General features: G+C 61.2%; 21 protein-coding genes. 11 read left to right on the top strand and 10 right to left on the bottom strand.

The features are described 5' to 3' along the window. Positions 1–144: 144 nt before the first annotated feature. Together lptG and lptF are read right to left on the bottom strand one after the other, a co-directional pair. Positions 145–1,224, bottom strand: coding sequence for an LPS export ABC transporter permease LptG (gene lptG, locus E4P00_RS10555; protein ID WP_032877620.1), 1,080 nt, complete (start codon positions 1,222–1,224; stop codon positions 145–147). After that, a complete protein-coding gene (lptF, locus tag E4P00_RS10560; protein ID WP_032877621.1) occupies positions 1,217–2,335 on the bottom strand; it encodes an LPS export ABC transporter permease LptF in 1,119 nt (372 codons plus the stop codon). The genes lptG and lptF overlap by 8 nt, the downstream gene beginning before the upstream one ends. Before the next feature lie 284 nt (positions 2,336–2,619). Between lptF and E4P00_RS10565 the strand changes: the two genes are divergently transcribed. The 5 genes from E4P00_RS10565 to rlmF all read left to right on the top strand — a co-directional run bounded on the left by E4P00_RS10565 (position 2,620) and on the right by rlmF (position 9,256). Continuing rightward, entirely contained in the window at positions 2,620–4,110 is a 1,491-nt protein-coding gene (locus E4P00_RS10565) for a leucyl aminopeptidase (protein WP_032877622.1), read from the top strand. A gap of 51 nt (positions 4,111–4,161) precedes the next feature. Beyond that, positions 4,162–4,590, top strand: coding sequence for a DNA polymerase III subunit chi (locus tag E4P00_RS10570; RefSeq protein WP_005785137.1), 429 nt, complete (start codon positions 4,162–4,164; stop codon positions 4,588–4,590). A gap of 8 nt (positions 4,591–4,598) precedes the next feature. After that, positions 4,599–4,973: a hypothetical protein gene (locus E4P00_RS10575; protein WP_005785135.1), complete on the top strand. Its 375-nt coding sequence runs from the start codon at positions 4,599–4,601 to the stop codon at positions 4,971–4,973. A gap of 212 nt (positions 4,974–5,185) precedes the next feature. Then, positions 5,186–8,032 carry a valine--tRNA ligase gene (locus E4P00_RS10580; RefSeq protein ID WP_248131374.1) on the top strand — a complete coding sequence of 949 codons (2,847 nt, stop codon included), beginning with the start codon at positions 5,186–5,188 and terminating at the stop codon, positions 8,030–8,032. Positions 8,033–8,236: 204 nt separating this feature from the next. Further along, complete coding sequence (rlmF, locus tag E4P00_RS10585) at positions 8,237–9,256, top strand: 23S rRNA (adenine(1618)-N(6))-methyltransferase RlmF (protein WP_005785132.1); 1,020 nt, start codon at positions 8,237–8,239, stop codon at positions 9,254–9,256. 74 nt (positions 9,257–9,330) lie between these two features. Here the strand turns inward: rlmF and E4P00_RS10590 are convergent, their stop codons facing one another. After that, a complete protein-coding gene (locus E4P00_RS10590) occupies positions 9,331–9,612 on the bottom strand; it encodes an HU family DNA-binding protein (RefSeq protein ID WP_005785131.1) in 282 nt (93 codons plus the stop codon). Between the two features lie 397 nt (positions 9,613–10,009). On the opposite strand from E4P00_RS10590, the gene yejK reads away from it, so the two are divergent. Both yejK and E4P00_RS10600 read left to right on the top strand, forming a co-directional pair. Then, positions 10,010–11,014 (top strand): nucleoid-associated protein YejK, encoded by a 1,005-nt coding sequence (yejK, locus tag E4P00_RS10595; protein ID WP_003171997.1) that lies wholly within the window; start codon positions 10,010–10,012, stop codon positions 11,012–11,014. Then, a complete protein-coding gene (locus tag E4P00_RS10600; RefSeq protein WP_032877625.1) occupies positions 11,014–11,364 on the top strand; it encodes a glutaredoxin family protein in 351 nt (116 codons plus the stop codon). The genes yejK and E4P00_RS10600 overlap by 1 nt, the downstream gene beginning before the upstream one ends. 135 nt (positions 11,365–11,499) lie before the next feature. On the opposite strand, the gene E4P00_RS10605 is transcribed toward E4P00_RS10600, so the two are convergent. The 6 genes from E4P00_RS10605 to E4P00_RS10630 form a co-directional block, all read right to left on the bottom strand. Next, positions 11,500–13,740, bottom strand: a complete 2,241-nt coding sequence (locus tag E4P00_RS10605; RefSeq protein WP_228309375.1) for a TonB-dependent receptor — start codon at positions 13,738–13,740, stop codon at positions 11,500–11,502. A gap of 156 nt (positions 13,741–13,896) precedes the next feature. Next, positions 13,897–14,874, bottom strand: a complete 978-nt coding sequence (locus tag E4P00_RS10610; protein WP_078820358.1) for a FecR family protein — start codon at positions 14,872–14,874, stop codon at positions 13,897–13,899. Further along, positions 14,871–15,449 carry an RNA polymerase sigma factor gene (locus E4P00_RS10615; protein ID WP_248131376.1) on the bottom strand — a complete coding sequence of 193 codons (579 nt, stop codon included), beginning with the start codon at positions 15,447–15,449 and terminating at the stop codon, positions 14,871–14,873. The genes E4P00_RS10610 and E4P00_RS10615 overlap by 4 nt, the downstream gene beginning before the upstream one ends. 7 nt (positions 15,450–15,456) lie before the next feature. Next, complete coding sequence (locus E4P00_RS10620) at positions 15,457–15,783, bottom strand: DUF3325 domain-containing protein (RefSeq protein ID WP_005785124.1); 327 nt, start codon at positions 15,781–15,783, stop codon at positions 15,457–15,459. Continuing rightward, entirely contained in the window at positions 15,783–17,357 is a 1,575-nt protein-coding gene (locus E4P00_RS10625) for a PepSY-associated TM helix domain-containing protein (RefSeq protein ID WP_248131378.1), read from the bottom strand. The genes E4P00_RS10620 and E4P00_RS10625 overlap by 1 nt, the downstream gene beginning before the upstream one ends. Further along, the gene (locus E4P00_RS10630) at positions 17,354–17,656 is read right to left on the bottom strand and encodes a DUF3649 domain-containing protein (RefSeq protein ID WP_032877631.1); all 303 of its coding nucleotides are present in this window, start codon (positions 17,654–17,656) and stop codon (positions 17,354–17,356) included. Before E4P00_RS10630 ends, E4P00_RS10625 begins: the two co-directional genes overlap by 4 nt. 170 nt (positions 17,657–17,826) lie before the next feature. Here E4P00_RS10630 and E4P00_RS10635 point away from each other — a divergent pair, with 170 nt between their 5' ends. The 3 genes from E4P00_RS10635 to fecA all read left to right on the top strand — a co-directional run bounded on the left by E4P00_RS10635 (position 17,827) and on the right by fecA (position 21,680). Next, complete coding sequence (locus E4P00_RS10635) at positions 17,827–18,315, top strand: sigma-70 family RNA polymerase sigma factor (RefSeq protein ID WP_248131386.1); 489 nt, start codon at positions 17,827–17,829, stop codon at positions 18,313–18,315. Then, positions 18,312–19,253 carry a FecR domain-containing protein gene (locus E4P00_RS10640; protein WP_248131380.1) on the top strand — a complete coding sequence of 314 codons (942 nt, stop codon included), beginning with the start codon at positions 18,312–18,314 and terminating at the stop codon, positions 19,251–19,253. Before E4P00_RS10635 ends, E4P00_RS10640 begins: the two co-directional genes overlap by 4 nt. A 90-nt stretch (positions 19,254–19,343) precedes the next feature. Then, positions 19,344–21,680 carry a TonB-dependent Fe(3+) dicitrate receptor FecA gene (fecA, locus tag E4P00_RS10645; RefSeq protein ID WP_248131382.1) on the top strand — a complete coding sequence of 779 codons (2,337 nt, stop codon included), beginning with the start codon at positions 19,344–19,346 and terminating at the stop codon, positions 21,678–21,680. Between the two features lie 135 nt (positions 21,681–21,815). Here fecA and E4P00_RS10650 read toward each other — a convergent pair whose 3' ends face one another. Next, the gene (locus tag E4P00_RS10650) at positions 21,816–22,688 is read right to left on the bottom strand and encodes a LysR family transcriptional regulator (protein WP_032877634.1); all 873 of its coding nucleotides are present in this window, start codon (positions 22,686–22,688) and stop codon (positions 21,816–21,818) included. A 106-nt stretch (positions 22,689–22,794) separates the two neighbouring features. Between E4P00_RS10650 and E4P00_RS10655 the strand changes: the two genes are divergently transcribed. After that, entirely contained in the window at positions 22,795–24,306 is a 1,512-nt protein-coding gene (locus E4P00_RS10655) for an MFS transporter (RefSeq protein WP_078820354.1), read from the top strand. Positions 24,307–24,317: the final 11 nt, after the last annotated feature.

A 24,317-nucleotide genomic window follows, 5' to 3' on the forward strand; every position in this document is an offset into this window, starting at 1 on the left:
CACTCAAAAAGGCTGCAGGCAGATTGCCCGCTGAAAAATAGCCGGGAATTGTACCTGATGCTCAGGCCAGACGTCATCTTTGCTGACCAGAACAAAAATGCCCCACTCACGAGAGCGGGGCATTTTTTGTGCATAAGCGCAGCTTCAACCGGCCCGACGCAGCAGCCAGAACCCGGCCACGGCGCAGATGGCCGTCGGCACCAGCACCGCAAACAGCGGCGAGAAACCGAACACCAGGCTCGACGGCCCGAGCAGATCCTGGGCGATGCGGAAGGTAAAGCCCACCAGCACGCCGGTAAATACCCGCTGGCCCAGGGTTACGGAGCGCAACGGCCCGAAGATGAAGGAGATCGCCATCAACACCAACGCGGCGGTTACCACCGGCTGCAGGACTTTCACCCAGAACGCCAACCAGTAGCGGCCGTTGTTCAGGCCCTGGTCCTTGAGGTAATGGATGTAGCTCCACAACCCCGAGATCGGCAGCGCTTCGGGGACCATCACCACGGTGTTGAGCAGTTCCGGCTTCAGGGCGATATCCCACTGCTCGGTCGGTGCATTGACCACTTCGGTGCTGGCCTTGGTGCCCTGGCCCACATTGCGGAAGTAGGTGGTGGTGACGTCGCTCAGTTGCCATTGCTCGGCATTGTATTGCGCGCGCTTGGCGAAGCTGGAGGACAGCATGTGCCGCTCTTTATCGAAGGTATAGCGCGTGACACCGATCAACAGGCCGCCTGGCTGCACGGCGTTGATGTGGATGAACTCATCACCCTGGCGGTGCCACAGGCCGTGCTTGGCGCTTTGCGCATCGCCCGAGCCTTGGGCCAGGGCGCGATTGGCCTGGGCAGTGGCTTCGGCCGGGGGCGCTACGTATTCACCGATCAGCACGCTGCACGCCATCAGCAGCAGCATCGGCTTCATCACCGCCCAGACGATACGACCAATGGAAACGCCGGCGGCGCGCATGATGGTCAGCTCGCTGTTGCTGGCCAGGGTGCCCAGGCCGATCAGGCAACCGATCAGCGCCGCCATCGGCATCATGTCGTAGAGGCGGCGCGGCGCAGTCAGTGCCACGTAGCTCAGTACATCCGTGACCGTGTAGGTGTCGGTGACGTTGCCCACTTCATCAATGAAGGCGAACAGCAAGGCCAGGCCAAGAATGATGCCCAGTACCGCCAGGATGGCGATCAGTACGCTGCTGCCTATGTAGCGATCAAGCTTAGCCACGGGCCAACTCCTTCAGGCCACGACGGCTCTTCATTTTCAAACGGATAGGTTCCCAATAGAGCAGCCCCAGGCCGATCAACAGGAAAACCCCGTGCACCCACCACAGGCCAAGGGCTGGCGGCAACTTGCCTTTCTCGAGGGAGCCACGGGCGGAAATCAGGATGGTCAGGTAGGCCATGTACAGCAGGATCGCCGGCAGCAGCTTGAGGAAACGCCCCTGGCGCGGGTTGACGCGCGACAGCGGCACGGCCATCAAGGTTACGATAAACACCAGCAGCGGCAAGGACAAACGCCATTGCAGCTCGGCAATGGAGCGCAGTTCCTGGCTGCCGAACAGCGATGCAGTCGGCAGTGCGTCGCGGTCGGTGACCTCGCCGCTGATCTCAGGCTTGGGCAGCATGACGCCATAAGTGTCGTACTTGATCGCCCGGTAGTCCGCCAGACCAGGGCTGCCGTCGTAGCGGTAGCCATTTTCCAGGATCAGGTAGCGGTTGCCGTCGGGGCGTATTTCCTGGCGCCCGCTATCGGCCACCAGAATAGTAATGCCACGGTCTTTCTGGTTCTGGCCGAGGTTTTTCTGGGAAATGAACACGCCGCCGAGGTTGGAGCGGTCATCGGTCATGGTTTCGGTATAGGTGACCCGCGAACCGTCACTGAGCGCCTGGAAGCGCCCGGGCTCGAGGGTATCGAACTCGGTCATCGCATCCTGCTTGTTCAACAGCAGCTGGAACTGCATGGCGCCCTGGGGCGCCAGGCTCATGCTCAACCAGGCCACCACCAGGGCAACGCCGGCGGCCGGCACCATGGTCATGGCCAGCAAACGTTGCTGGCTCATGCCGGTGGCCGACAGCACGGTCATTTCACTCTCAAGGTACAAGCGGCCATAGGCCAACAATATGCCGAGAAACAGGCCAAGGGGCAGGATCAGCTGCAGCATCCCGGGCATCCGGTAGCCCATGATCAAGAACAACGACCCCGGATCCAGGGCGCCTGCGGCGGCTTGAGCCAGGAACTTGACGAAACGACCACTCATGATGATGACCAGCAACACCGCACTCACGGCACTCAGGGTCAACAGGACTTCGCGGGACAGATAACGGAAGACGATCAAACCAGACACTCCAGGGTTGTCAGGCTAAGGCGGCCAAACAAGCAAGCATACCGAGACGACCCGTTTATCACGGATCGGCTAAAAAGATGGCGCATTATCCTGTGATTGACCGCGCCTGTCACGGAGCTTACTCATGCGCACGCACAAAGCGTGCGCCAAGGGTTGTCAGGCTCCGCCGGCGAGGTTCAAACTGCGGCCTTTGTCCGCTGGCGGTTTACCAAGCTGCCGAGCTTCAAGCCTGAGTACAAACTCCAGGCTCACAGACCTTGATAAGGGACCCGAACATGGAATTGGTTGTAAAAAGCGTTAGCCCCGAAACGTTGAAAACCGCCACCCTCGTGGTCGCTGTCGGCGAAGGCCGCACACTCGGCGTCGCCGCCAAGCAACTGGACGAACTGAGCGGCGGCGCGATCAGCGCGATCCTCAAGCGCGGCGACCTGGCCGGCAAAGTCGGCCAGAGCCTGCTGCTGCAGAGCCTGCCCAACCTCAAGGCCGAGCGCGTATTGCTGGTAGGCGTGGGCAAGGACGCCGAACTGGGCGACCGTCCATTGCGCAAGATCATCAGCGGCATCCTTACCACCCTCAAGGGCCTGGGCGGCAGCGATGCGGCACTGGCCCTCGACGAAATCGTGATCAAGGGCCGTGACAGCTACGGCAAGACCCGCCTGCTGGCCGAGTCGCTGCTGGACGGCGGCTATATTTTCGACCAGTTCAAGAGCCAGAAGGCCGAACCCCGCGCCCTGAAGAAAATCACCCTGCTGACCATCAAGGCTGCCCAGGCTGAAGTTCAGCGCGCCGTGACCCACGCCCAGGCCATCGCCAACGGCATGTCGTTCACCCGCGACCTGGGCAACCTGCCGCCGAACATCTGCCACCCGACATTCCTGGGCGAACAGGCCAAAGCATTGGGCAAAGAGTTCAAGGGCTTGAAGGTTGAAGTGCTGGATGAAAAGAAGATCAAGGACCTGGGCATGGGCTCGTTCTATGCCGTAGGCCAGGGCAGCGACCAGCCGCCACGTCTGATCGTGATGCAATACAACGGCGGCAAGAAATCCGAGAAGCCCTACGCCCTGGTGGGTAAAGGCATCACCTTCGACACCGGCGGCATCAGCCTCAAGCCGGGCGCGGGCATGGATGAGATGAAATACGACATGGGCGGCGCGGCCAGCGTGTTCGGTACCCTGCGTGCCGTGCTGGAACTCAAGCTGCCGATCAACCTGGTGTGCATCCTGGCCTGTGCCGAGAACATGCCGAGCGGCGGCGCGGCCCGCCCGGGCGATATCGTCACGACCATGAGCGGCCAGACCGTGGAAATCCTCAACACCGACGCCGAAGGCCGCCTGGTGCTGTGCGACGCCCTGACCTACGCCGAGCGCTTCAAGCCCCAGGCCGTGATCGACATCGCCACCCTGACCGGCGCGTGCATCGTTGCCTTGGGCTCCCACACTTCGGGACTGCTGGGCAACAACGACGAACTGATCGAGCAACTGCTCAGCGCCGGCAAGGCTGCCGACGACCGCGCCTGGCAACTGCCGCTGTTCGATGAGTACCAGGAACAACTGGACAGTCCGTTCGCCGACATCGCCAACATCGGTGGCCCGAAAGCCGGCACCATTACGGCGGCCTGCTTCCTGTCGCGCTTTGCCAAGAACTTCAACTGGGCCCACCTGGACATCGCCGGCACCGCCTGGACCAGCGGCGGCAAGGACAAGGGCGCAACCGGCCGTCCGGTGCCACTGTTGACCCAATACCTGCTGGATCGCGCCAAGGCCTGAAACTGAAGATGCCGGGGCGACCATCCCGCCGCCCCGGTCTCAGGAACCGCAATGACCCAAGTCGACTTCTATATATTGCCCAGCGCCGATCCCCTCGCGCGCCTGGACTTTGCCTGCAAGCTCACCGAAAAAGCCTGGCGCATGGGCCACCGCATCTACCTGCATTGCAGCGATGCCGCCCAACGCGATGAGCTGGATGCCCGCCTGTGGCGCTTCAAGGGCGAAAGCTTCGTGCCCCACGGCCCCGCCGAATCCGAACCTGAAAGCCTGGTAGTCCTGGGTGTGGGCGACAGTTGCGGCGATCACCATGACCTGCTGGTCAACCTGGACCTGAAAGTACCGGCCTTTGCCAAGGCTTTCGCCCGCGTGGCGGAAGTGGTGGTGGAAGACCCGGCTATTCGTCAGGCCGCGCGGGAGAGTTTCCGTTTCTATCGCGAACAGGGCTATTCTCTGCAGGATCACCGGCTACAACGACTTTAGAGCACACGATGGACACTCCCAACCCGCTGAAAAAAGACGACCACCTGCTGGACGACCTGGAGTCGATCCGTCAGTTGCTGGGTGATGACAACCTGCAACCGCCGCTGCTGACCGAAACGGCCGACGGCGAGGTACAGATCCCGCTGCTGTTCGACATGGTCAGCGGCAAGCCTGCCGCGCCGGAACCTGTGGTTGCAGAACCCGCTCCCGCCGCAGAAAAAGCCCCCGATGCCCTGCTCCTGCACCTGGACAATGAACTGCGCGCCGCCGCGCAATTGATCATGCAGGATGTGATTGACGACTTTGCGCCGCATATTGAAGCCGAGATCAAGCGTCGGATGGATGCGCGGATGGAGCGGTTGCTCAGCCAGTACCAGTCCTAAACGACACTGATATTTCCTGTGGGAGGGGGCTTGCTCCCGATAGCGTTGTATCAGCCGATGATTCGGTGGCTGACACTCAGCAATCGGGAGCAAGCCCCCTCCCACATTAGTTTTGCATCAGCCTTAAGTCCGTCTTCAACTCGCCCTCCACGCCTTGCCCCGTTATACTTGCCGGCTTTCCTGAATAAATGCCAACTAGGGTCCCGCCGCGCATGGATAAGACCTACCAGCCCCACGCTATCGAAACTTCCTGGTACAACACCTGGGAGTCCGAGAACTATTTCGCCCCACAAGGTGCGGGCGACTCGTACACCATCATGATCCCGCCACCGAACGTCACTGGCAGCCTGCACATGGGCCATGGCTTCAACAATGCGATCATGGATGCGTTGATCCGTTTCCGCCGTATGCAGGGTCGCGACACCCTGTGGCAGCCGGGCACCGACCACGCTGGTATCGCCACGCAGATGCTGGTGGAACGCCAACTGGAAGCCACCGGCCAGAACCGTCACGACCTGGGCCGCGAGAAATTCCTGGAGAAAGTCTGGGAATGGAAAGATCAGTCCGGCGGCAATATCAGCCGTCAGATCCGTCGCCTGGGCTCCTCCGTGGATTGGAGCCGCGAGCGCTTCACCATGGACGACGGCCTGTCGGAAGCCGTGAAGGAAGCCTTCGTGCGCCTGCACGAAGACGGCCTGATCTACCGCGGCAAGCGCCTGGTCAACTGGGACACCAAGTTGCACACGGCCATTTCCGACCTCGAAGTGGAAAACCACGATGAGAAAGGTTTCCTGTGGAACCTCAAGTACCCACTGGCTGACGGCGCCCGGACCGCTGAGGGCAACGATTACCTGATCGTCGCCACCACTCGTCCGGAAACTATGCTCGGCGATGCCGCCGTCGCCGTTAACCCGAACGACGAGCGCTACCAGGCGCTGATCGGCAAGTTCGTCGAACTGCCACTGGTTGGCCGTCGCATCCCGATCATTGCGGACGACTATTGCGATCCTGAATTCGGCACCGGCTGCGTGAAAATCACCCCGGCCCACGATTTCAACGACTATGAAGTCGGCAAGCGCCACAACCTGCCGCTGCTGAACATCTTCGACAAGAATGCCGCCGTATTGCCGGCCTGCCAGATATTCAACCTGGACGGCTCGTTGAACGACAGCATCGACGGCAAGATTCCGGCCGAATATGCCGGCCTGGACCGTTTTGAAGCGCGCAAGCAGATCGTTGCCGCCTTCGACGCCGCCGGCTTGCTGGTCAGCGTCGACGACCACGGCCTGAAAGTGCCGAAGGGCGATCGCTCCGGCACCGTGATCGAACCGTGGCTGACCGACCAATGGTACGTGTCCACCAAGCCGCTGGCAGAGCCTGCCATCGCCGCCGTGGAAGATGGCCGCATCCAGTTCGTGCCTAAACAGTACGAAAACATGTACTTCTCGTGGATGCGCGACATCCAGGATTGGTGCATCAGCCGTCAGCTGTGGTGGGGCCATCGTATTCCGGCCTGGTATGACGAGTCGGGCAAGGTCTATGTAGGCCGCGACGAAGCCGAAGTGCGTGCCAAGCACAACCTCGGCGCCGACATCGCGCTGCAACAGGACAACGACGTACTGGACACCTGGTTCAGCTCGGGCCTGTGGACGTTCTCCACCCTGGGTTGGCCGCAGCAGACCGAATTCCTGAAGAAATTCCACTCCACCGACGTGCTGGTCACCGGCTTCGATATCATTTTCTTCTGGGTTGCCCGGATGATCATGCTCACCATGCATTTGGTGAAAAACGAAGACGGCACCCCGCAGGTACCGTTCAAGACCGTGTACGTACACGGCCTGGTACGCGACGGCCAGGGCCAGAAGATGTCCAAGTCCAAGGGCAACGTCCTGGACCCGCTGGACATCATCGACGGCATCGACCTGGAAACCCTGGTGCAGAAACGCACCTCGGGCCTGATGCAGCCAAAACTGGCGAAAAAGATCGAGAAGCAGACTCGCGACGAATTCGCCGACGGCATCGCCAGCTACGGCACCGACGCCCTGCGCTTCACCTTCTGCTCGCTGGCCTCTACCGGTCGCGACATCAAGTTCGACATGGGCCGCGTCGAAGGCTATCGCAACTTCTGCAACAAGATCTGGAACGCCGCGCGCTACGTGCTGGATAAAGGCGAAGACTGCGGCCAGAACGGCGAAGCCTATGAGTTGAGCCTGGCTGATCGCTGGATCATCTCGCAGTTGCAGCGCACCGAAGCCGAAGTGACCCGCCAACTCGACCAGTTCCGTTTCGACCTGGCTGCACAGGCGCTGTACGAGTTCATCTGGAACCAATACTGCGACTGGTACCTGGAACTGTCCAAGCCGGTGCTGTGGGACGAAAACGCCCCGGTCGAACGCCAGCGCGGTACTCGCCGCACCCTGGTGCGCGTACTGGAAGTGGCATTGCGCCTGGCGCATCCGTTCATGCCGTTCATCACCGAAGAAATCTGGCAGCGCCTGGCGCCGCTGGCCGGTATCGAAGGCAAGACCATCATGCTGCAACCTTGGCCAGTGGCCAATGAAGCGCGCATCGATGAGGCCGCCGAAAGCGATATCGAATGGCTCAAGACCCTGATGCTCGGCACGCGCAACATCCGCGCCGAGATGAACATCGGGCCGGGCAAGCCATTGGCCGTGTTCGTCAAGAACGCCAGTGCCGAAGATCAGCGCCGTCTCGGCGAGAACGACGCGTTGCTCAAGAAGCTGGCCAAGCTGGAGTCGATCACCGTATTGGCTGCCGATGCCGAAGCGCCGCTGTCCGCCACTGCATTGGTGGGCGACATGGAAGTGCTGGTACCGATGGCAGGCCTGATCGACAAGGGCGCCGAACTGGCCCGTCTCGACAAGGAAATCGCCCGCCTGCAAGGCGAAGTGCAACGCGTGGGCGGTAAGCTGTCCAACGCGGCATTCGTCGACAAGGCGCCGGCGGAGGTGATCGAGAAAGAACGCGCCAAGTTGGCCGAAGCTGAACAGGCTTTGGGCAAACTGGCCGAGCAACATGCGCGGATTTCCAGCCTGTAAGGCTTGAGTCGCGTAAAGAAAGAGACCTTCGGGTCTCTTTTTTTTGCCTCTGTGGGAGGGGGCTTGCTCCCGATAGCGGTGTATCAGTCTCAATATTTTTGACTGTCACACCGCTATCGGGAGCAAGCCCCCTCCCACATTTGACCGGGTTGAGCTCAGGATGTGTGACAATGGCCGCCACTTTGAGCCAACACCAGAATCATCATGACCGCCCCCACTACGCCTAAACCTTCGCGCAAGAAGCCTAAATCCGCTACCCCGGCCAAGCCCGTGGTACCGCGCAAAGAGGCCACTCTGCACCCGCGCAACCGCCACACGGGCCGTTACGACTTCCCGGCGCTGATCAAGACCACGCCAGAACTGGCGAAATTCGTGATCATCAACCCCTATGGCAAGGAAAGCATCGACTTCGCCAGCCCGGACGCGGTGCGGGTGTTCAACCGGGCGTTGCTCAAGTCGTTCTATGGCATCCAGCATTGGGACATCCCGGCCGATTACCTGTGCCCGCCGGTACCGGGACGTGCCGACTATGTGCACTTCCTCGCCGACCTGCTGGCCAGCGTCAACGACGGCAAGATCCCGCGTGGCTCGATCGTCAAGGTGCTGGATATCGGCATGGGCGCCAACTGCGTCTACCCGCTGATTGGCTACATGGAGTACCGCTGGAACTTCCTGGGCTCGGAGGTCGACCCTATCGCCGTGAGCGCCGCCAAGGCCATCGTGCAGTCCAACGACCTGAGCAAGGTTATCCAGCTGCGCCAGCAGCCCAACCCCAAGCAGATCCTGCTGGGTTTGCTGGAACCCGGTGAGCGCTTTGACCTGACCATGTGCAACCCGCCGTTCCATGCATCCATGGATGAAGCCACCAAGGGCAGCGAGCGCAAGTGGCGCGCCCTGGGCAAGGCGGATCCGAAACGCAAGTTGCCGGTACTCAACTTTGGCGGCCAATCGGCTGAACTGTGGTGTGAAGGCGGCGAAGCACGCTTTGTGACGCAGTTGATCGCCGAGAGCGCGCATTTTGCCCACAAGGTGTTGTGGTTCAGCACCCTGGTGTCAAAAGCGTCCAACTTGCCTGCGATCGAAACCGCGCTGAAAAAAGCCGGCGTGCTGGAAAGCCAGGTGGTAGAGATGTCTCAGGGGCAGAAGCAAAGCCGGTTTGTGGCCTGGACGTTCCAGACCAAGAATGAGCAGCAGATCTGGCGCCAGCGCTGGGTGCGCGACTAATCATCACAATAAAACCGCAGGCAACAAAAAACCGTGCCCGGATCACTCCGGAGCACGGTTTTTTTTACTGCGTCTTACTTGTTAACAGCGTCGGTCAGGCCTTTAGCCACAACCAGCTTGATAACTTTCTTGGCAGCGATTTCGATGGCAGCGCCAGTCGAAGGGTTACGGCCAGTACGGGCAGGACGCTCGGTTACTTTCAGCTTGCCAATGCCCGGCAGAGTGATTTCGCCGCCATTTTCCAGCTGATCAGCAACGATCTGGCCCAGTTGGTCCAGAGCAGCGCGCGCGGTGGTTTTTGGCGCGTCGATAGCTTCAGCGATATCAGCGATCAGTTGGTCTTTAGTCAAAGCCATTGTGGTGTTCCTTCCCTATCAAATTCATATGGATTGCAGAGTGCAGTGTCAGCCGTCGAGCCCGACCGTCATGGCCTGGCACCCCCGGCTATAACCACGGAGATCGGGGTTATAGATGCTTGAAACGGGGATTGGTTCGACCTGACAAATGCTGAATGCACGCTTAACGCCGAGACTTGGCGTAAGACGGGGCAAAACTAGCACAGAGACGGGGAAATATCCGCCTCAACATACCCATTTGGTCAGCTTTATCGCTCTAAACCGTGAAAAAAAGGCATATGGGCAGTCGGAGGGCATCCAAAATGCCCTTCGGGGCACGTCACGGCCAATGGGTGCGGTACACTGGGCGACTTTTCGGGGAGGCCGCCCCCTCCCCCTTCAACCAGCCGAGAAGCCTATGCCGATCCGTCATTGCATCGTCCACCTGATCGACAAAAAACCCGACGGCACCCCCGCAGTGCTCCATGCCCGCGACTCCGAACTGTCCGAGTCGGCCGCCATCGAGAACATGCTTGCCGACCTCAACGAGAGCTACAACGCCAAACAAGGCAAGGCCTGGGGTTTCTTCCATGCCGAGTCCGGCGCGCATCCGTTCAGCGGCTGGTTGAAGGAATACTTTGACGGTGGCCAGGACTTCACCACCTTCAGCCGCACTGCGGTGGAACACCTGCAGAAGCTGATGGAGGAGTCCAACCTCTCCACCGGCGGCCATGTGCTGTTTGCCCATTACCAACAAGGCATGACCGACTACCTGGCCATCGCCCTGCTGCACCACAGCGAAGGCGTGGCGGTCACCGACGAGCTGGACGTGACGCCCTCGCGCCACCTGGACCTGGGCCAGTTGCACCTGGCGGCGCGCATCAACGTCTCCGAGTGGCAGAACAACAAGCAGTCCAAGCAATACATCTCCTTTATCAAGGGCAAGAACGGCAAAAAGGTCTCGGAGTATTTCCGCGACTTTATCGGTTGCCAGGAAGGCGTCGACGGCCCGGGCGAAACCCGCACCCTGCTCAAGGCGTTCAGTGACTTCGTTGAAAGCGAAGACCTGCCTGACGAATCCGCCCGCGAAAAGACCAAGACCCTGGTGGACTACGCCAGCAGCCAGGCCAAGCTCGGCGAACCCATGGGCCTGGAAGAACTCTCCGGCCTGATCGATGAAGATCGGCCAAAAGCGTTCTACGACCATATCCGCAACAAGGATTACGGCCTGTCGCCGGAGATTCCGGCCGACAAACGCACTCTCAACCAGTTCCGCCGCTTCACCGGGCGCGCCGAGGGCTTGTCCATCAGCTTTGAAGCGCACCTGCTGGGCGACAAGATCGAATACGACGAAGCCGCCGGCACCTTGATCATCAAGGGCCTGCCGACCCAACTGACCGATCAGCTCAAGCGCCGTAATTGATGCTGGGCGGGGTTTTAAAGAAAGTCCTGCTGGTGTTGCTGGTGGTAGTCGCGATCCAGAACTGGGGCAAGATCGAGCGGGTGTTCAACCCGTCCCAGGTGGTGCCGGAGCAGGTACGCGCCTCGGCGCGTGTGGTGCTCTATGCCACCGAGTGGTGTGGGTACTGCAAGCAGATCCGGCGTTTTCTGGACCAGAAGGGTATCCCGTACCAGGCCGTCGATATCGAGAAGGATGCCCAGGCGCGCAAGGCGTATGAAGCACTGGGCGGGGGTGGGATTCCGTTTGTGGATGTGAACGGGACTTTGATTCGCGACTACAACCCGGATGCGATCATGGCGGCGCTGAAGTAACCTGATTCCTGAAACACCGTGGATCAAATGTGGGAGGGGGCTTGCTCCCGATAGCAGTGTGCCAATCAATGAAAATGATGACTGATTCACCGCTATCGGGAGCAAGCCCCCTCCCACATTTGGTTTGTGGTGGTCTTAGAAGTTGGCCTCCAGCGACACCATCGCCGTGCGCTCTTCACCCACGTTGTAATACGCCGTACTCGCCCCCAACCCGTTGACCGGCGCCGAGTTGAACGCCACGGTACGCGCCGAACTCAAGTATTCCTTGTCGAAGACGTTGAGCATCGACAGGCGCAGGGTCGCCGACTTGATGACCCTCTTGTCCACCGGCAAGTAAATACCGGCATTGAGGTCAAACACCGTACGGCCTTCGATCTTCTCCTTGTTGGTCAAATCACCATAGAAGCTGCCGACATACTTGCCCGCGACGTTGCCGTAAAACCGCGAGTCGTCGTACCCGAGCACCAGGTTGAACATGTTTTCCGGCACGTTGGCCAGTTGCTTGCCCGACGTTGGCAGCAGCACATTCTTACTGAGCAGGTCGTCCTTCTGCTCGGACTGGGTGTAGGTGTACGACGCGTAGTAGTTGAAGTTGTGCGGCAACAAGCCACTCCACTCCAGCTCCAGGCCCTTGTTATCGACGCTGCCGACGTTAAGCACCATGTAGTCACCGCTGGCGTCGGTGGTCGACACCTGGCGATCCTTGAAACTGATATAGAACAAGGTCGCACTCAGCGCCATGTCGTCTTCGGTGTAGCGCCAGCCCAGTTCCTGGTTCCAGCTCAATTCGGACTTGAGGCTGACGGAGTCGCCCTTGTTGTACAGCACGTAGTTGGGAGGCGTGCGCATATTGCGAGTGACGTTGTAGAACGCCTGGTTGCTTTCATCGACCTGGTACTTGGCGCTGAAGTTGGGCAGGAACTGATGGTAACGGGTGTTACGTTTTTCCGCTTTGTCGTAGAGGCTGCCGAGATTGTTGCCGTCGCGCTCGACGTATTGGTAGGCCAGGCCCGCGACAAAACTCAGGTCCGGCGTGGCTTGCCAGTTGTCCTGTACCCAGAGTTTCTGCGCCGGGGTAACGGTGTAATAGTGGCGGCCTTGTACAGTGGCGCCATTCTTGTCGACCACCTGCCCGCCGCTGTTGTAATCGCCCCACACATCATCGGGTGCGCCCTCGCCGTTGATCCCGATAAATGGCTGGGTCTGGCGCTGGCGTGCGCGTTCATACCAGTAGCCGTAGTCCAGACTGTGCGCTTCGTTGATGTCCCACTTCATTTTGGCCGTGACGCCGGGGCGCCAGGTCTCGGTCCATGAAGGGCGGTAATAGTTGGCCGATTGCAGGTTACTCAGGTCGTAGTTGCCGGCCTTGTCAGACTTTGGCCCCAGGTTGGAGGCGGTCTGGCCGCTGAAGCTGCCGCCGTTGGACCAGTAGTAGTACGGCGTGACTGTCAGCGACAGGTTGTCTTGCAATTGCCAGCGCTGGGTCAGCGTGGCGTTTACGCTTTCGAAGGGGTTGCGGTTGAGCTTGTAGGACGCAGACAACAGACCTGCCTTGTACACCGGGCTTTCGGCGTAGTCCTTGCGCCGCCCCTGCGTGTCAAACTGTGATTTGCTCAGGCTGTTGTAGTTGTAGTTTTCCTGTTTGTTGTACTTGACCGTGGCCAGTGTGGAATTGCCGTTGTCATCTTCGAACAAGCTGCTCCACTCGATCTTGTCGCTGCGCAGAGTGCCCTTGCCGCGCCACTTGTCGCCTTCCAGATGCGACGCCGAGACCCAGGTTTTCAGGCCGCCAAAATCGCCGGTATTAGCCCGCACAAACGTCTTGCGCAGGGCGTTGGCACCTACGATCTGCTTGGCGAATACCCCGGCATCCTTGGTCGGCCGGACAGTGATCATGCCGATGTTGCCGCCGCTGGAGCCAATGTGCGGGCCGTCTGCCTCGGAAGAGCCTTGGGTGGCGAACACTTCGGCGAGGTTTTCCGGGTCACCCAGCTGGTTGGAATACACGCTGTAGTTGCCCGAGTCGTTGATCGGCACGCCGTCGACCGAAACCCCGACCTGGTCCGAACTCATGCCGCGCATGGTGAAGGTGGTGCCGCTGGTGCCGCTGGCGTCATCACTGGAAACGTTGATGCCCGGGGTGTACTTGAGCTTGTCGATGGCGTTGGCGGTGCCCGACATTTCATCCATGGCTTCTTTGGTGACCGTGGAACGCGCCTTGGCACTTTCTTCGCGGATCATATGGCCGTTGCCCAGGGTCTGCTTGCCGGTAACGTTCACCGACCCCACATCCTGTGTGTCATCGGCCAGAACCAGCGGCGCAAAGCCGCCCAGGCCCGATGCCATAAGCAGGGCATAAAGAGTGTTGTAGTTCACGTGTAGATCCCTTACTGACATTGTTGTGTTGTATGGGGCAGAGGTGCTCTTCCTGACCACTTGTTCAGGACCCCAGGGATGATCCACGGCACGTGTAACCGTTTGGTGACAGGTTTTGGCGATTGCGATGAAGGTTTGGTGAAGCGCGCCGTGGGCCTAGCGCAACACGATCATGCGCCCCAGCAGCGAGTGTTGTTCAAAGCCGAGCACCGCTTGCAGCGCATTCAACACCGCCTGCGGATCCTTGCTTGGAAAGCTGCCGCTGACGCGCCTGGCGCCCATCTCATCGTTAAGCAACACGATGCGGCCCGGGTAATAACGGCTCAGGTCCTTGACCACATCCGCCAGCGGCGCCTTGTAGTAATTGAGCCAGCCGTCACGCCAGGCCAGGCGTGACTGGCTGTCGACAGCGTGCAGGGTGTCGGCTACGCCGTCGGCATAGGCCACTTGCTGACCTGCAGCCAGTACCTGTTGCAGGCCCTGTTTGGATGGCGTCACGCCAACCCGTCCGGATAACACGGTGACCTCTGCCCCGGCAGGTTGCAGGCGCACTTCAAACTGGGTGCCCAGCACCCGCGCTTCACCACCGCCTGCCTCCACCACGAAAGGCTGGCCCGTGTGGGTCACACTGAAAAATCCCGCACCGCGACGCAGTTGGATATGCCGCTCGCCATGGCTGAAATCCACGGCAATCGCGCTGTCGGCATCGAGGGTGACCTGGGATTGATCTGCCAGGGTAAAAGTCTTCACCTCCCCCGCCGCCGTCACGTAATCGGCACCTAACTCATCAACCCAGCGCGACGGCTGCCAACCGGCGCCCATCGCCACCATCAACAGCAGGCTTGCGGCCATCGCCAGGGCGCCGGACCAACGCACCCCACGTGAATGCTTGGAGGTGTTGATCTTATTGAGGTAGCCCTGCAAGGCCAGCGCATCCTCATCAGCCAGCTGGCGTGCCGGCACTTCGCTCAACTCCCACAGCACCTGGGCCTGGGCGTAGGCCTCGACATGCGCGGGATCAGCGCGCAGCCAGCGGCTGAAAGTAGCCTGGTCGCCGCTGCTGGGCTGATCATGCAACAGGCTCAGCCAGGCCAGCGCGGCCTGTTCCTGGGCGGGTGTGGGCGTAACGTTCACGGTGCTTTCCCTGGCGTGCGTGGAGGCGGCGGTTCGCGAAGGCTGGCCTTGCAGGCTTCGAGGGCGCGCATCATATGTTTTTCCACGGCGCTTTGGGACAGCCCCATGGCCTTGGCGATCTCCGCGTATTTGCGACCGTGGATGCGGTTGAGCAGGAAAATCTGCCGGGTGCGCTCGGGCAAGCTGCGCAAGGCGGCTTCGACATGGCGCAGATCATTGCCGGCCTCCAGCGCCGCCTGGGGTTCGCACCGCTGGTTATCTTGTTGCTCCGGCAACCAGCCTTCATTGCTGCGCACTCGGGCGCCTTCAGTGCGCAAATGGTCAATGGCGATATTGCCCGCGCAGCGCAGCAAGTAGGTACTGAGCTCTTCGACCTGCACCAGGGGGCGGCGCCAGAAACGCAGGAACAAATCCTGCACCAGGTCGGCCGCGGTGGCGCGGCAACCGACACGGCGGCTGACCAGTGCCTCCATCTGCGAGCGCTGGGACAAAAATACCTGCAGGAAATGCGCTCGCCCACCGCCCGCATCTGTGTGCAGGCTGTCCTGGGGTTCCGGCGGTGGACTGATCATCATGGCAGGCTCAGGACAGGGCGAATGCCGCAACAGGGCTGGCCAGCAGGCTCAGGCCCGCCAGGATCAAGGCCAGCCTTGGGCGATAAGGCAGCAGCAACACCAGCAGCAAGGCGCTGAGCATCAACACCGCGCACCACTGCACCAGGCCCTGGCTCCAACCGGCGGCAAGCACCGCGGGCCAGATCGCGACAATCAGCAGCAACCAACCGCCCACGCGCAGCCCCAAACGCCGAGTGGGGGTGGGTTTGCTGTGCAGCAACTCGCCGTGGTGACGGTCTGTGGACAGGCACAGCGCAGTAAACCCGGCGTAGCACATCAGCAGCGCGAGCAGCATCAGCTGGCCTCCTGCTTGAGCGTCAGGCCACGTGCACGTTCGGCCTTGGGTTGCGGCGCGGTGCGATGGTGCATCTTCCAGGCCGCCCAGGCGAGAAACGCACCACTGGCCAGGCAGGTCAGGTCGAAGCCGGCCATGGCCCAGTCGCCATTGACCAGAGAAACGCCCAAATGTTGCGAGGTGGTGCTGGCGTTAAGCAGTGGGACCGCCGCAAACAGCAACGCGCCGAAGCTCAGTTGCTCGACCCAACCCTGGCGACCGCGACGCAACATGGCGTGCAACAGGCTCAGGCCCCAGGCGATAAAGAACGCTTGTACTTCCCAGTCGGAACGCTCGGCGAAACTCACCGGCAACAGTCGGTTGGCCCAGAAAAACGCAGCGATGGCGATCATCAGCCCGGACATGCTGGCAATGTTCAACACTTCCACCAACCGCAGTTCAAACGGCATCACCGAAGTTTTGGCATGCTTGAGCTGGCGCTTGCCGAGCCAGATCACCAGCCCCGTGCCAATCATCGCAGTGCCCGCCAGGCCGCAGATAAAGTACAACCAACGCAGCACGGGACCGGCAAAATGGCCCATGTGCAAACCATAGAAACTGCCACCAATCACCGCAGGCAAAGACGGCTCGCCACTGGCCCGCAACAGCTCGCCAGTGGTGCCGTTGAACGACAGGGTATTGCCAAAGGCGTGCACCACGCTGTCGGAGCCAGCGCGAAACACATTCACCGAGGCGTTGACATCGCCAGGGTTATTGACCGCCAGCCGCCCCACATGGCCGCCCGCCCACTTCTCGCGCGCCTGCTGGTACATCGGCAGTAACGGCAGCAACTGACCGGGCTGGCCGAGGGCCGGCGCATTGTTGGTAGCGGGGAACAACTCATCGAAGAACGCCCGGCTGTCGTCGCCATAGGACGCCATGATAGGCGCGGGCATGACCATGTTCATGAAAATCACCAGGCTGCTGTAGGTGATCATCAGGTGAAACGGCAGCACCAGCACGCCCACCGCGTTGTGCCCGTCGAGCCAGGAGCGCTGACCTTTGCGCGGGCGGAAAGTGAAGAAGTCCTTGAAGATTTTCTTGTGGGTGATGATCCCGGTGATCAGCGCGACCAACATCACCATGGCGGCGATGGTCGACAGCCAGCGGCCCCACGGGTAAGGCATCTGCAGCTGGAAGTGGAACCGATAGAAGAACTCGCCGCCCTTGCTGTCGCGGGCCTGGACGGGTTGGCCGCTGACCGGGTCGAGGGTTTTCTGGATGAAGGTGCCGCGCTTGCCGGGCTCGACCTTGTCTTGCCACATCACGGACAGGCCGGGATCACGATGGGTAGGCAAGGTAATGAACCAGCGTGCGGCCGTGGGCGCCTGTTGTTGCAGGTAATTCTGGGCTACGGCAAGGCTACGCCCGTCGTCCAGGGGATGGGCCTGCACTTCGGGCTGCATCCAGTGGGTAATTTCGTCTTTGAAGTAGGCCAGGGTGCCGGTCAGGAAAATCGCAAACAGCAGCCAGCCGAAGATCAATCCAGCCCAGGTATGCAGCCAGGCCATGGCCTGGCGAAAGCCCTCTTTCATGTGCGCGCCACCCAGAAACCAACGCCGGCCAACGTTGCAAACAGCGCACTTGGCACCATCACCCCGGCCCAGGCGCGCCAGGCCGTGCGGCAAGCAAAACACCAGAGCACCGCCAGCAGGTAGAACACAAACGAACTCATCATGCCGGTGACCACCGCATCGGCGCGGGAAGTGGGCAACCAGAGCGCCAGGCAGATGGCGGCCAGGGAGGCCATCAAGTAACCACCGATCACAGCCGCCAGCACGCGCGAGGTGACGGCGAGGCGATAGGAAATGGGCAATGCGGTTTTGCTTTTCATGCGGCAGGCGCCAAGTTCATCAACGCGCAATATTAATGATAAATATTCTCATAAGCAAAAGAGAACGGATGAATCACCTGCCCTGGCCGATTGCCGAAGCTCGTTACTCGCCCTACAATGCGAACAATTCTTGTTCTCTAAGGCATATCAATGCTTGTGGAGTGATCGCGTTGCAGCCGTCCAACACCGTCGAAGTTTTGTATAACGACCATCACCACTGGCTCACCGGCTGGTTGCGACGCAAGCTCGGCTGCCCGGAAAACGCGGCCGACTTGGCCCAGGACACCTTTATTCGCGTGCTCAGCGCACGGGGTACCCCGACACTGATCGAGCCCCGCGCCTTCCTCACCACCGTGGCCAAGCGCGTGCTGTGCAACTTCTATCGCCGCCAGGACCTGGAGCGCGCCTACCTCGATGCTTTGGCGCAAATGCCCGAGCACGTGGCGCCATCGGAAGAAGACCGCGCAATCTTTCTGCAAACCCTGCTGGAGCTGGACCAACTGCTCGACGGCCTGCCCAGGCTGGTTAAACGTGCGTTCCTGCTGGCCCAGCTCGACGGCCTGACCTACGCGCAAATCAGCGCAGAACTGGGCATTTCCATCGCCACGGTCAAACGCCACCTGACCAAAGCCGCCATGCGCTGCTACTTCGCCCTATGAACGTGTCCAGCCAAGTCGCCGAACAAGCCGTGCACTGGCTGCTGGAAATGCAGCAAGGCGCGCTCAACCCTCGCCAGCAAGCGGCCTGGCAACAATGGCTGAACGCCCACAGCGAGCACCAGCGTGCGTGGGAGCAGATTCAGCAGGTCAATCAGCGCTTGCGCGGGATGCCCTCGCCCCTGGCGCACGCTGCGTTGAATGCACCGCGCTCCAGCAGCCGACGCCAGGCGCTGAAGTTGCTGTTAATCCTGGGCGCTGGCTCGGCAGCGGCCTGGAGCCTGCGTCAGCAACATATTCTGCCGCCGCTGAGCGCCGACTATCGCAGCCCGGTTGGCCAGCGCCGTACGGTGCAATTGGCCGACGGCAGCCAGTTGCAGCTCAACACCGGCAGCGCGGTGGATGTACATTTCGACGGTCGGCAGCGCCTGGTACGCCTGCTCGAAGGGGAAATCCTGCTCACCTCCCGTGCCGGTGATACGCCGTTGCGCGTGCTGACCGGCCAGGGCCTGCTCAGCAGCCAGGCGGCGCGCCTGAATGTGCGCCAGTTCAACGACCACACCCAATTGGCGATGCTGGCCGGCCAGGTCGAGGTGATGCCCAACAACTACAGCGGCTTGCCGCTGAGCGTCGATGCCGCACGCCAGGTCAATTTCACCCGCAAGGGCTGGGACACCCCACGCGCCACCGACGCCAACAGCGGCGCCTGGGCCGACGGTATGTTGGTGGCTGCACACATGCGCCTTGAAGACTTCTTGAATGAACTGGGGCGTTATCGTCGCGGCCAGCTCAATTGTGACCCGCAAGTGGCAAACCTTTTGCTGTCCGGCAGCTACCCACTGGATAACAGCGAACGCATCCTGGACCTGCTGGAAATCAGCCTGCCGGTGAAAGTTCGGCGCTTTACCCGCTATTGGGTGACCGTGCAGGCCCGAGCCTGAATTTATTTTGCATTTGTGTGAGCTGTTTTCCGCACCTGGCGTGACAGAGAAGGAAAGCCACCTTGATCCTTCCTTCTCAGGACCACCTTCATGCCCCAGCAACCGACGCTTCTTGCCCGCACCTTGCGCCAACTCCTACTGGGCGCCAGCCTCAGCCTGACCGTGCTGCCTGCGGTGATGGCCGCCGACGCCAAGGCGTACCACATCGCGCCGACCACCCTGGAAGCGGCCCTGAATCAATTTGGCCGCCAAGCCGGTGTGCTGGTGTCATTCGGTTCCCACGTGACGGCCGGTATGCAAAGCCCTGGCCTGTCGGGCGATTACAGCGCGGCCGAGGGCCTGAGCAAACTGCTGGAGGGCACCGGCCTGCAAGCCCGGGCCGAGGGCGACAATGCCTTCAGCCTGCAACCGGCTGGCGCCCCCGTCACCCTCGAACTGCAAACCTCCAACGTGGTCGGCGACTGGCTCGGTGACGCGGCGCAAACCAACGTGTTCGAACACCCCGGCGCCCGTGATGTGATCCGCCGCGAAGAGTTCGAACGCCAAGGTGCAACCCAAGCCCGCGACGTACTCAACCGCATTCCCGGCGTCAACGCCCCGGAAAACAACGGCACCGGCAGCCATGACATGGCGCTGAACTTCGGCATTCGCGGGCTCAACCCGCGCCTGGCATCGCGCTCCACGGTGCTGATGGATGGCATCCCGGTGCCCTTCGCGCCCTATGGCCAGCCGCAGTTGTCCTTTGCGCCGATCAGCATGGGCAACATGGACGCGGTAGACGTGGTCCGTGGCGGCGGTGCGGTGCGCTACGGCCCGCAGAACGTCGGCGGCATCGTCAACTTCGTGACCCGCGCCATCCCGGATGCGCCCACGGTCAAGGGCGGCTTGCAGACCGAGACCAGCCCGTCTTCCAGCCACGACGGCTTCAAGACCACCGGCAACCTGCTGGCCGGCGGCACTGCTGACAACGGCTTGGGCGGCGCGATCCTGTACTCCGGCACCCGGGGTGGCGACTGGCGCGAAAACAGCAACACGCGCATCGACGACCTGATCCTCAAGGGCAAATACCAACTGGACGACGCCAACAGCTTCAACGCCATGGCGCAGTACTACGAAGGCCAGGCCGACATGCCCGGAGGCTTGAACGTCAAGGATTACAAGGCCGACCCGTATCAGTCCACCCGCCCGTACGACAAATTCTGGGGCCGCCGTACGATGTTCAACGTCGGCTATCGCTACGAGCAGGATCGCCGCGAATTCACGGTCAACAGTTTCTTCACCAAGACCCTGCGCAGCGGTTACCTGGACCAGGGCAGCTTCCTGTCGCTGTCGCCACGCGAATACTGGGTACGCGGCCTGGAAACCCGCTTCGCGCAGGGCTTCGACCTTGGCCCTACCAGCCATGAAGTGGGTGTCGGCTATCGCTATATCAATGAAGCGGGTCACGAGTTGCGCTACCGCACGCCGATTGCCGCGAACCAGCAAATCCCCAACACCAACAGTCGCAACGACCGCGACACCCGTGGCGGCACTGAAGCCAACGCGTTCTTTATCGACGACCGCATTGATATCGGCAAGTGGACCATCACACCGGGCGTGCGCTACGAGATGATCGAGTCCCAGCAGACCAACAACCTCAGCAACGTCAAATACAAAGGCGACTACAACACCGCACTGCCGGCACTGAACGTGCTCTATCACCTCACCGACGACTGGAACCTCTACGCCAACACCGAAGGCTCGTTCGGCAGCGTGCAGTACAGCCAGATGCCCAACCGCGTGAACAGCGGCGAAGTAAAACCGGAAAAAGCCCGCACCTGGGAACTCGGCACGCGCTACGACAATGGCAGCCTGCGCGCAGAAATCGGCGCGTTCCTGATCAACTTCGACAACCAGTACGACAGCAACCAGACCAACGACACGGTGATCGCCCGCGGTGAAACCCGTCACCAGGGCATCGAGTCGAGCATCAACTATGCGCTCGACGGCCTGAGCCCGGCGCTGGCGGGTTTCGATGTGTATGCCACTTATGCCTATGTCGACGCGACCATTCGCGAAGACGGCCCGAACAAAGGCAACCGCGTGCCCTTCTCGTCCAAGCACAAAGGCACCCTCGGCGTGGGTTACACCGAAGGCCCGTGGAAGCTGAATGTGGACAGCAGCTACCAGAGCAGCCAATTCGCCGACAATGCCAACACCCAGGCCGAAAGCGCCGACGGTGCCAATGGGCGCATCCCCGGCTACATGCTGTTCAGCAGCCGCGCGGCCTATGACTTCGGCCCGCAATTGTCGGATTTGAATGTGGCGGTGGGGGTGAAGAACATCTTCAACAAGCAGTACTACACCCGCTCGTTTGACGACAACAACAAGGGCAAGTATGTGGGTGAGCCGCGTACGGTGTATGTGCAAACCTCTATCGCGTTCTGACCCAAATCTGCAGAACAACACAGAACCTACTGTGGGAGGGGGCTTGCTCCCGATGGCGGTGTGTCAGTCGGTACATTTGCCACTGATACACCGCCATCGGGAGCAAGCCCCCTCCCACATTGGACCTAACCGACTTCAACTGCCCGCCAGGCAACTGGGCGTGGCCGCCACCAACGCATCGATGGCACACCGCGTCTTGGCCGGCATATGCACCGCCGTCGGCCAGACCACATGGATCGGCGCAGGCTGTTCGCGATAGCTGGGCAGCACCGCTTCCAATTGCCCCCGCAGCGCATAGTGAGCAATCAACCAACTCGGCAACCAGGCCAGGCCCACGCCCGCGATGGCGGCATCGGCCAGCGCCTGGAGGTCGTCCACTATCAGGGGCGAAGCCAGACGCGAGCGATGCGTGGTGTTGCTGCGATACGCAATGCCGCGATGAGCGGCCAGGTCTTCGATACGTTCAATGGCGCCCTTGCGCTGCAGATACGCCGGCGAGGCTGCCAGCCCCATGGCCTGCTGGCCCAGGCGACGGGCACTCAGGCGGTCGGTGTCCGGCAACGGGCCGATGCGTACGGCCATGTCGAAGCCTTCTTGCGCCAAATCGATCATGCGGTCGGAGAAGCAAATCTCGATTTCAAGTTCAGGGTAACTCTCCATCAAGCCCCACAAGGCCGGTGCCGCATAGTGGTGCCCGAACGCCAGCGGCACACTGACCCTCAGCCGTCCCCGTGGTTGTTGCCGACCACTTTCGAGCACCGATTCGGCCGCTTCCAGTTCGGCCAATGCGCGCAGGCAATGTTCGTAGTACGCCTGCCCGTCCTCGGTCAACCGCTGGCGGCGCGTGGAGCGCTGCAACAGGCACGTGCCCAGCCGCGCTTCCAGACGCGCCAAGCCTTTACCGACGGCCGAGCGTGTAAGGTTCAGGCGCTCGGCGGCGTCGGTCAGGTTGCCGCTCTCGACGATTTGCAAAAACAGCTCAACGCCATCAAAACGCGGGGTAGCCATGCGTCAATTGTCGCCTTTGATTCCCATATCAATGGAAAACTTATCACGAATAACGAATCTGGTTCCCGAGAGAATAGAGCCCTCCCCTATTTGAAAGGAACTCGTCATGCCGTCCGCCGCAGCTGCATCGGCCCTCAACCCGCCGAGCACCGCCAGAAATGCCCTGGCCCTCACCGCCGTTTGCCTGGTGGCCCTCATGTTCGGCCTGGAAATCTCCAGCGTGCCGGTGATCCTGCCGACGCTGGAACAGGAATTGGGCACCGGCTTTCAAGACGCCCAATGGATCATGAATGCCTACACCCTGGCCTGCACCAGCGTGCTGATGGCGGCAGGCACGCTGGCGGATCGTTTTGGTAGGCGGCGCGTGCTGGTGCTGTGTCTGTGGGTGTTCGCCCTGGCCTCGCTGGCGTGTGGCCTGGCCAACGAGGCGCCGACACTGATCGTGGCGCGGTTCATCCAGGGCATTGGCGCCGGCGCGATGATGATTTGCCAGTTTGCCATCTTGTCCCACCAGTTCCGCGAACCGGCGGCGCGGGCGCGAGCGTTCGCGATATGGGGCGTAATTGCTGGCGTGGGCCTGGGTTTCGGGCCGATGATCGGGGCAGTGATACTGGCCGTCGCGGACTGGCGCTGGGTGTTCCTGGTGCATGTACCACTGACCCTGTTTACCTTGGCGCTGCTGCACATCAGCGTGCAGGAATCCCGTGACCCGGCCAGCCATCGCCTCGACATTGCCGGCATGTTGACCATGACGCTGGCGGTGTTTGCGCTGGTCTACTTCATCACCCAGGGCAGCGAGAACGGCTTCGGCACCCCGGCGATGCTCGGCTGGGCCGGCCTGTCGGTCTTCGGACTGCTGCTGTTTATCTTGATCGAACGGCGCAGCGCCCATCCGATGTTCGACTTCTCGGTGTTCCGCATCCAACGTTTCAACGGCGCCTTGATGGGCTCAATCGGCATGAACTTCAGCTTCTGGCCGTTCATGATCTACTTGCCACTGTATTTCCAGGCGGGCCTGGGTTACGACACGCTGACCACCGGCGCCGCACTGCTCGCGTATACCTTGCCCACTTTGTTGGTACCGCCATTGGCCGAACGCCTGGCCCTGCGCTTTGGCGCCGAACGCATCATCCCCCTGGGCCTGGGGACGATGGGCGCAGGTTTTTTGGGCATGGCCGCCGTTAATTATGCCGAACAGCCCAGCACAGCACTGGTGCTGCTCAGTTGCGCGATCGCCGGCATTGGGCTGGCACTGACCAATTCGCCGACCACCAATACCACCACCGGCGCCGTCTCGACTGACCGCGCAGGCATGGCCTCGGGCATCGACTTCAGCGCACGGCTGATCACCCTGGCGCTCAACATCGCATTGATGGGGCTGGTGCTGTTGCTCGGAATCAGCCATCACCTGGCCAATGTATTGCCGACCAGCACGGCGGCGGATTGGGCAACCCTCAGCCAGCATATTGCGGCGGGCAAGCTGAACGCGCCTGGACTCACAAGCCTGGAGGCACAGACGGCCCTGCGTAGCGGCGCTGGTTGGGCCATGCTGTTTGCGGGCTTGGGCGCTTGCGGACTGGCCGCTCTGAGCCGGTATTTCTTCCAGCGACGGCGTTGAACGAAAACGGG

The organism is Pseudomonas sp. B329 (assembly GCF_023127835.1).
Taxonomy (GTDB): Bacteria; Pseudomonadota; Gammaproteobacteria; order Pseudomonadales; family Pseudomonadaceae; genus Aquipseudomonas; species Aquipseudomonas synxantha_A.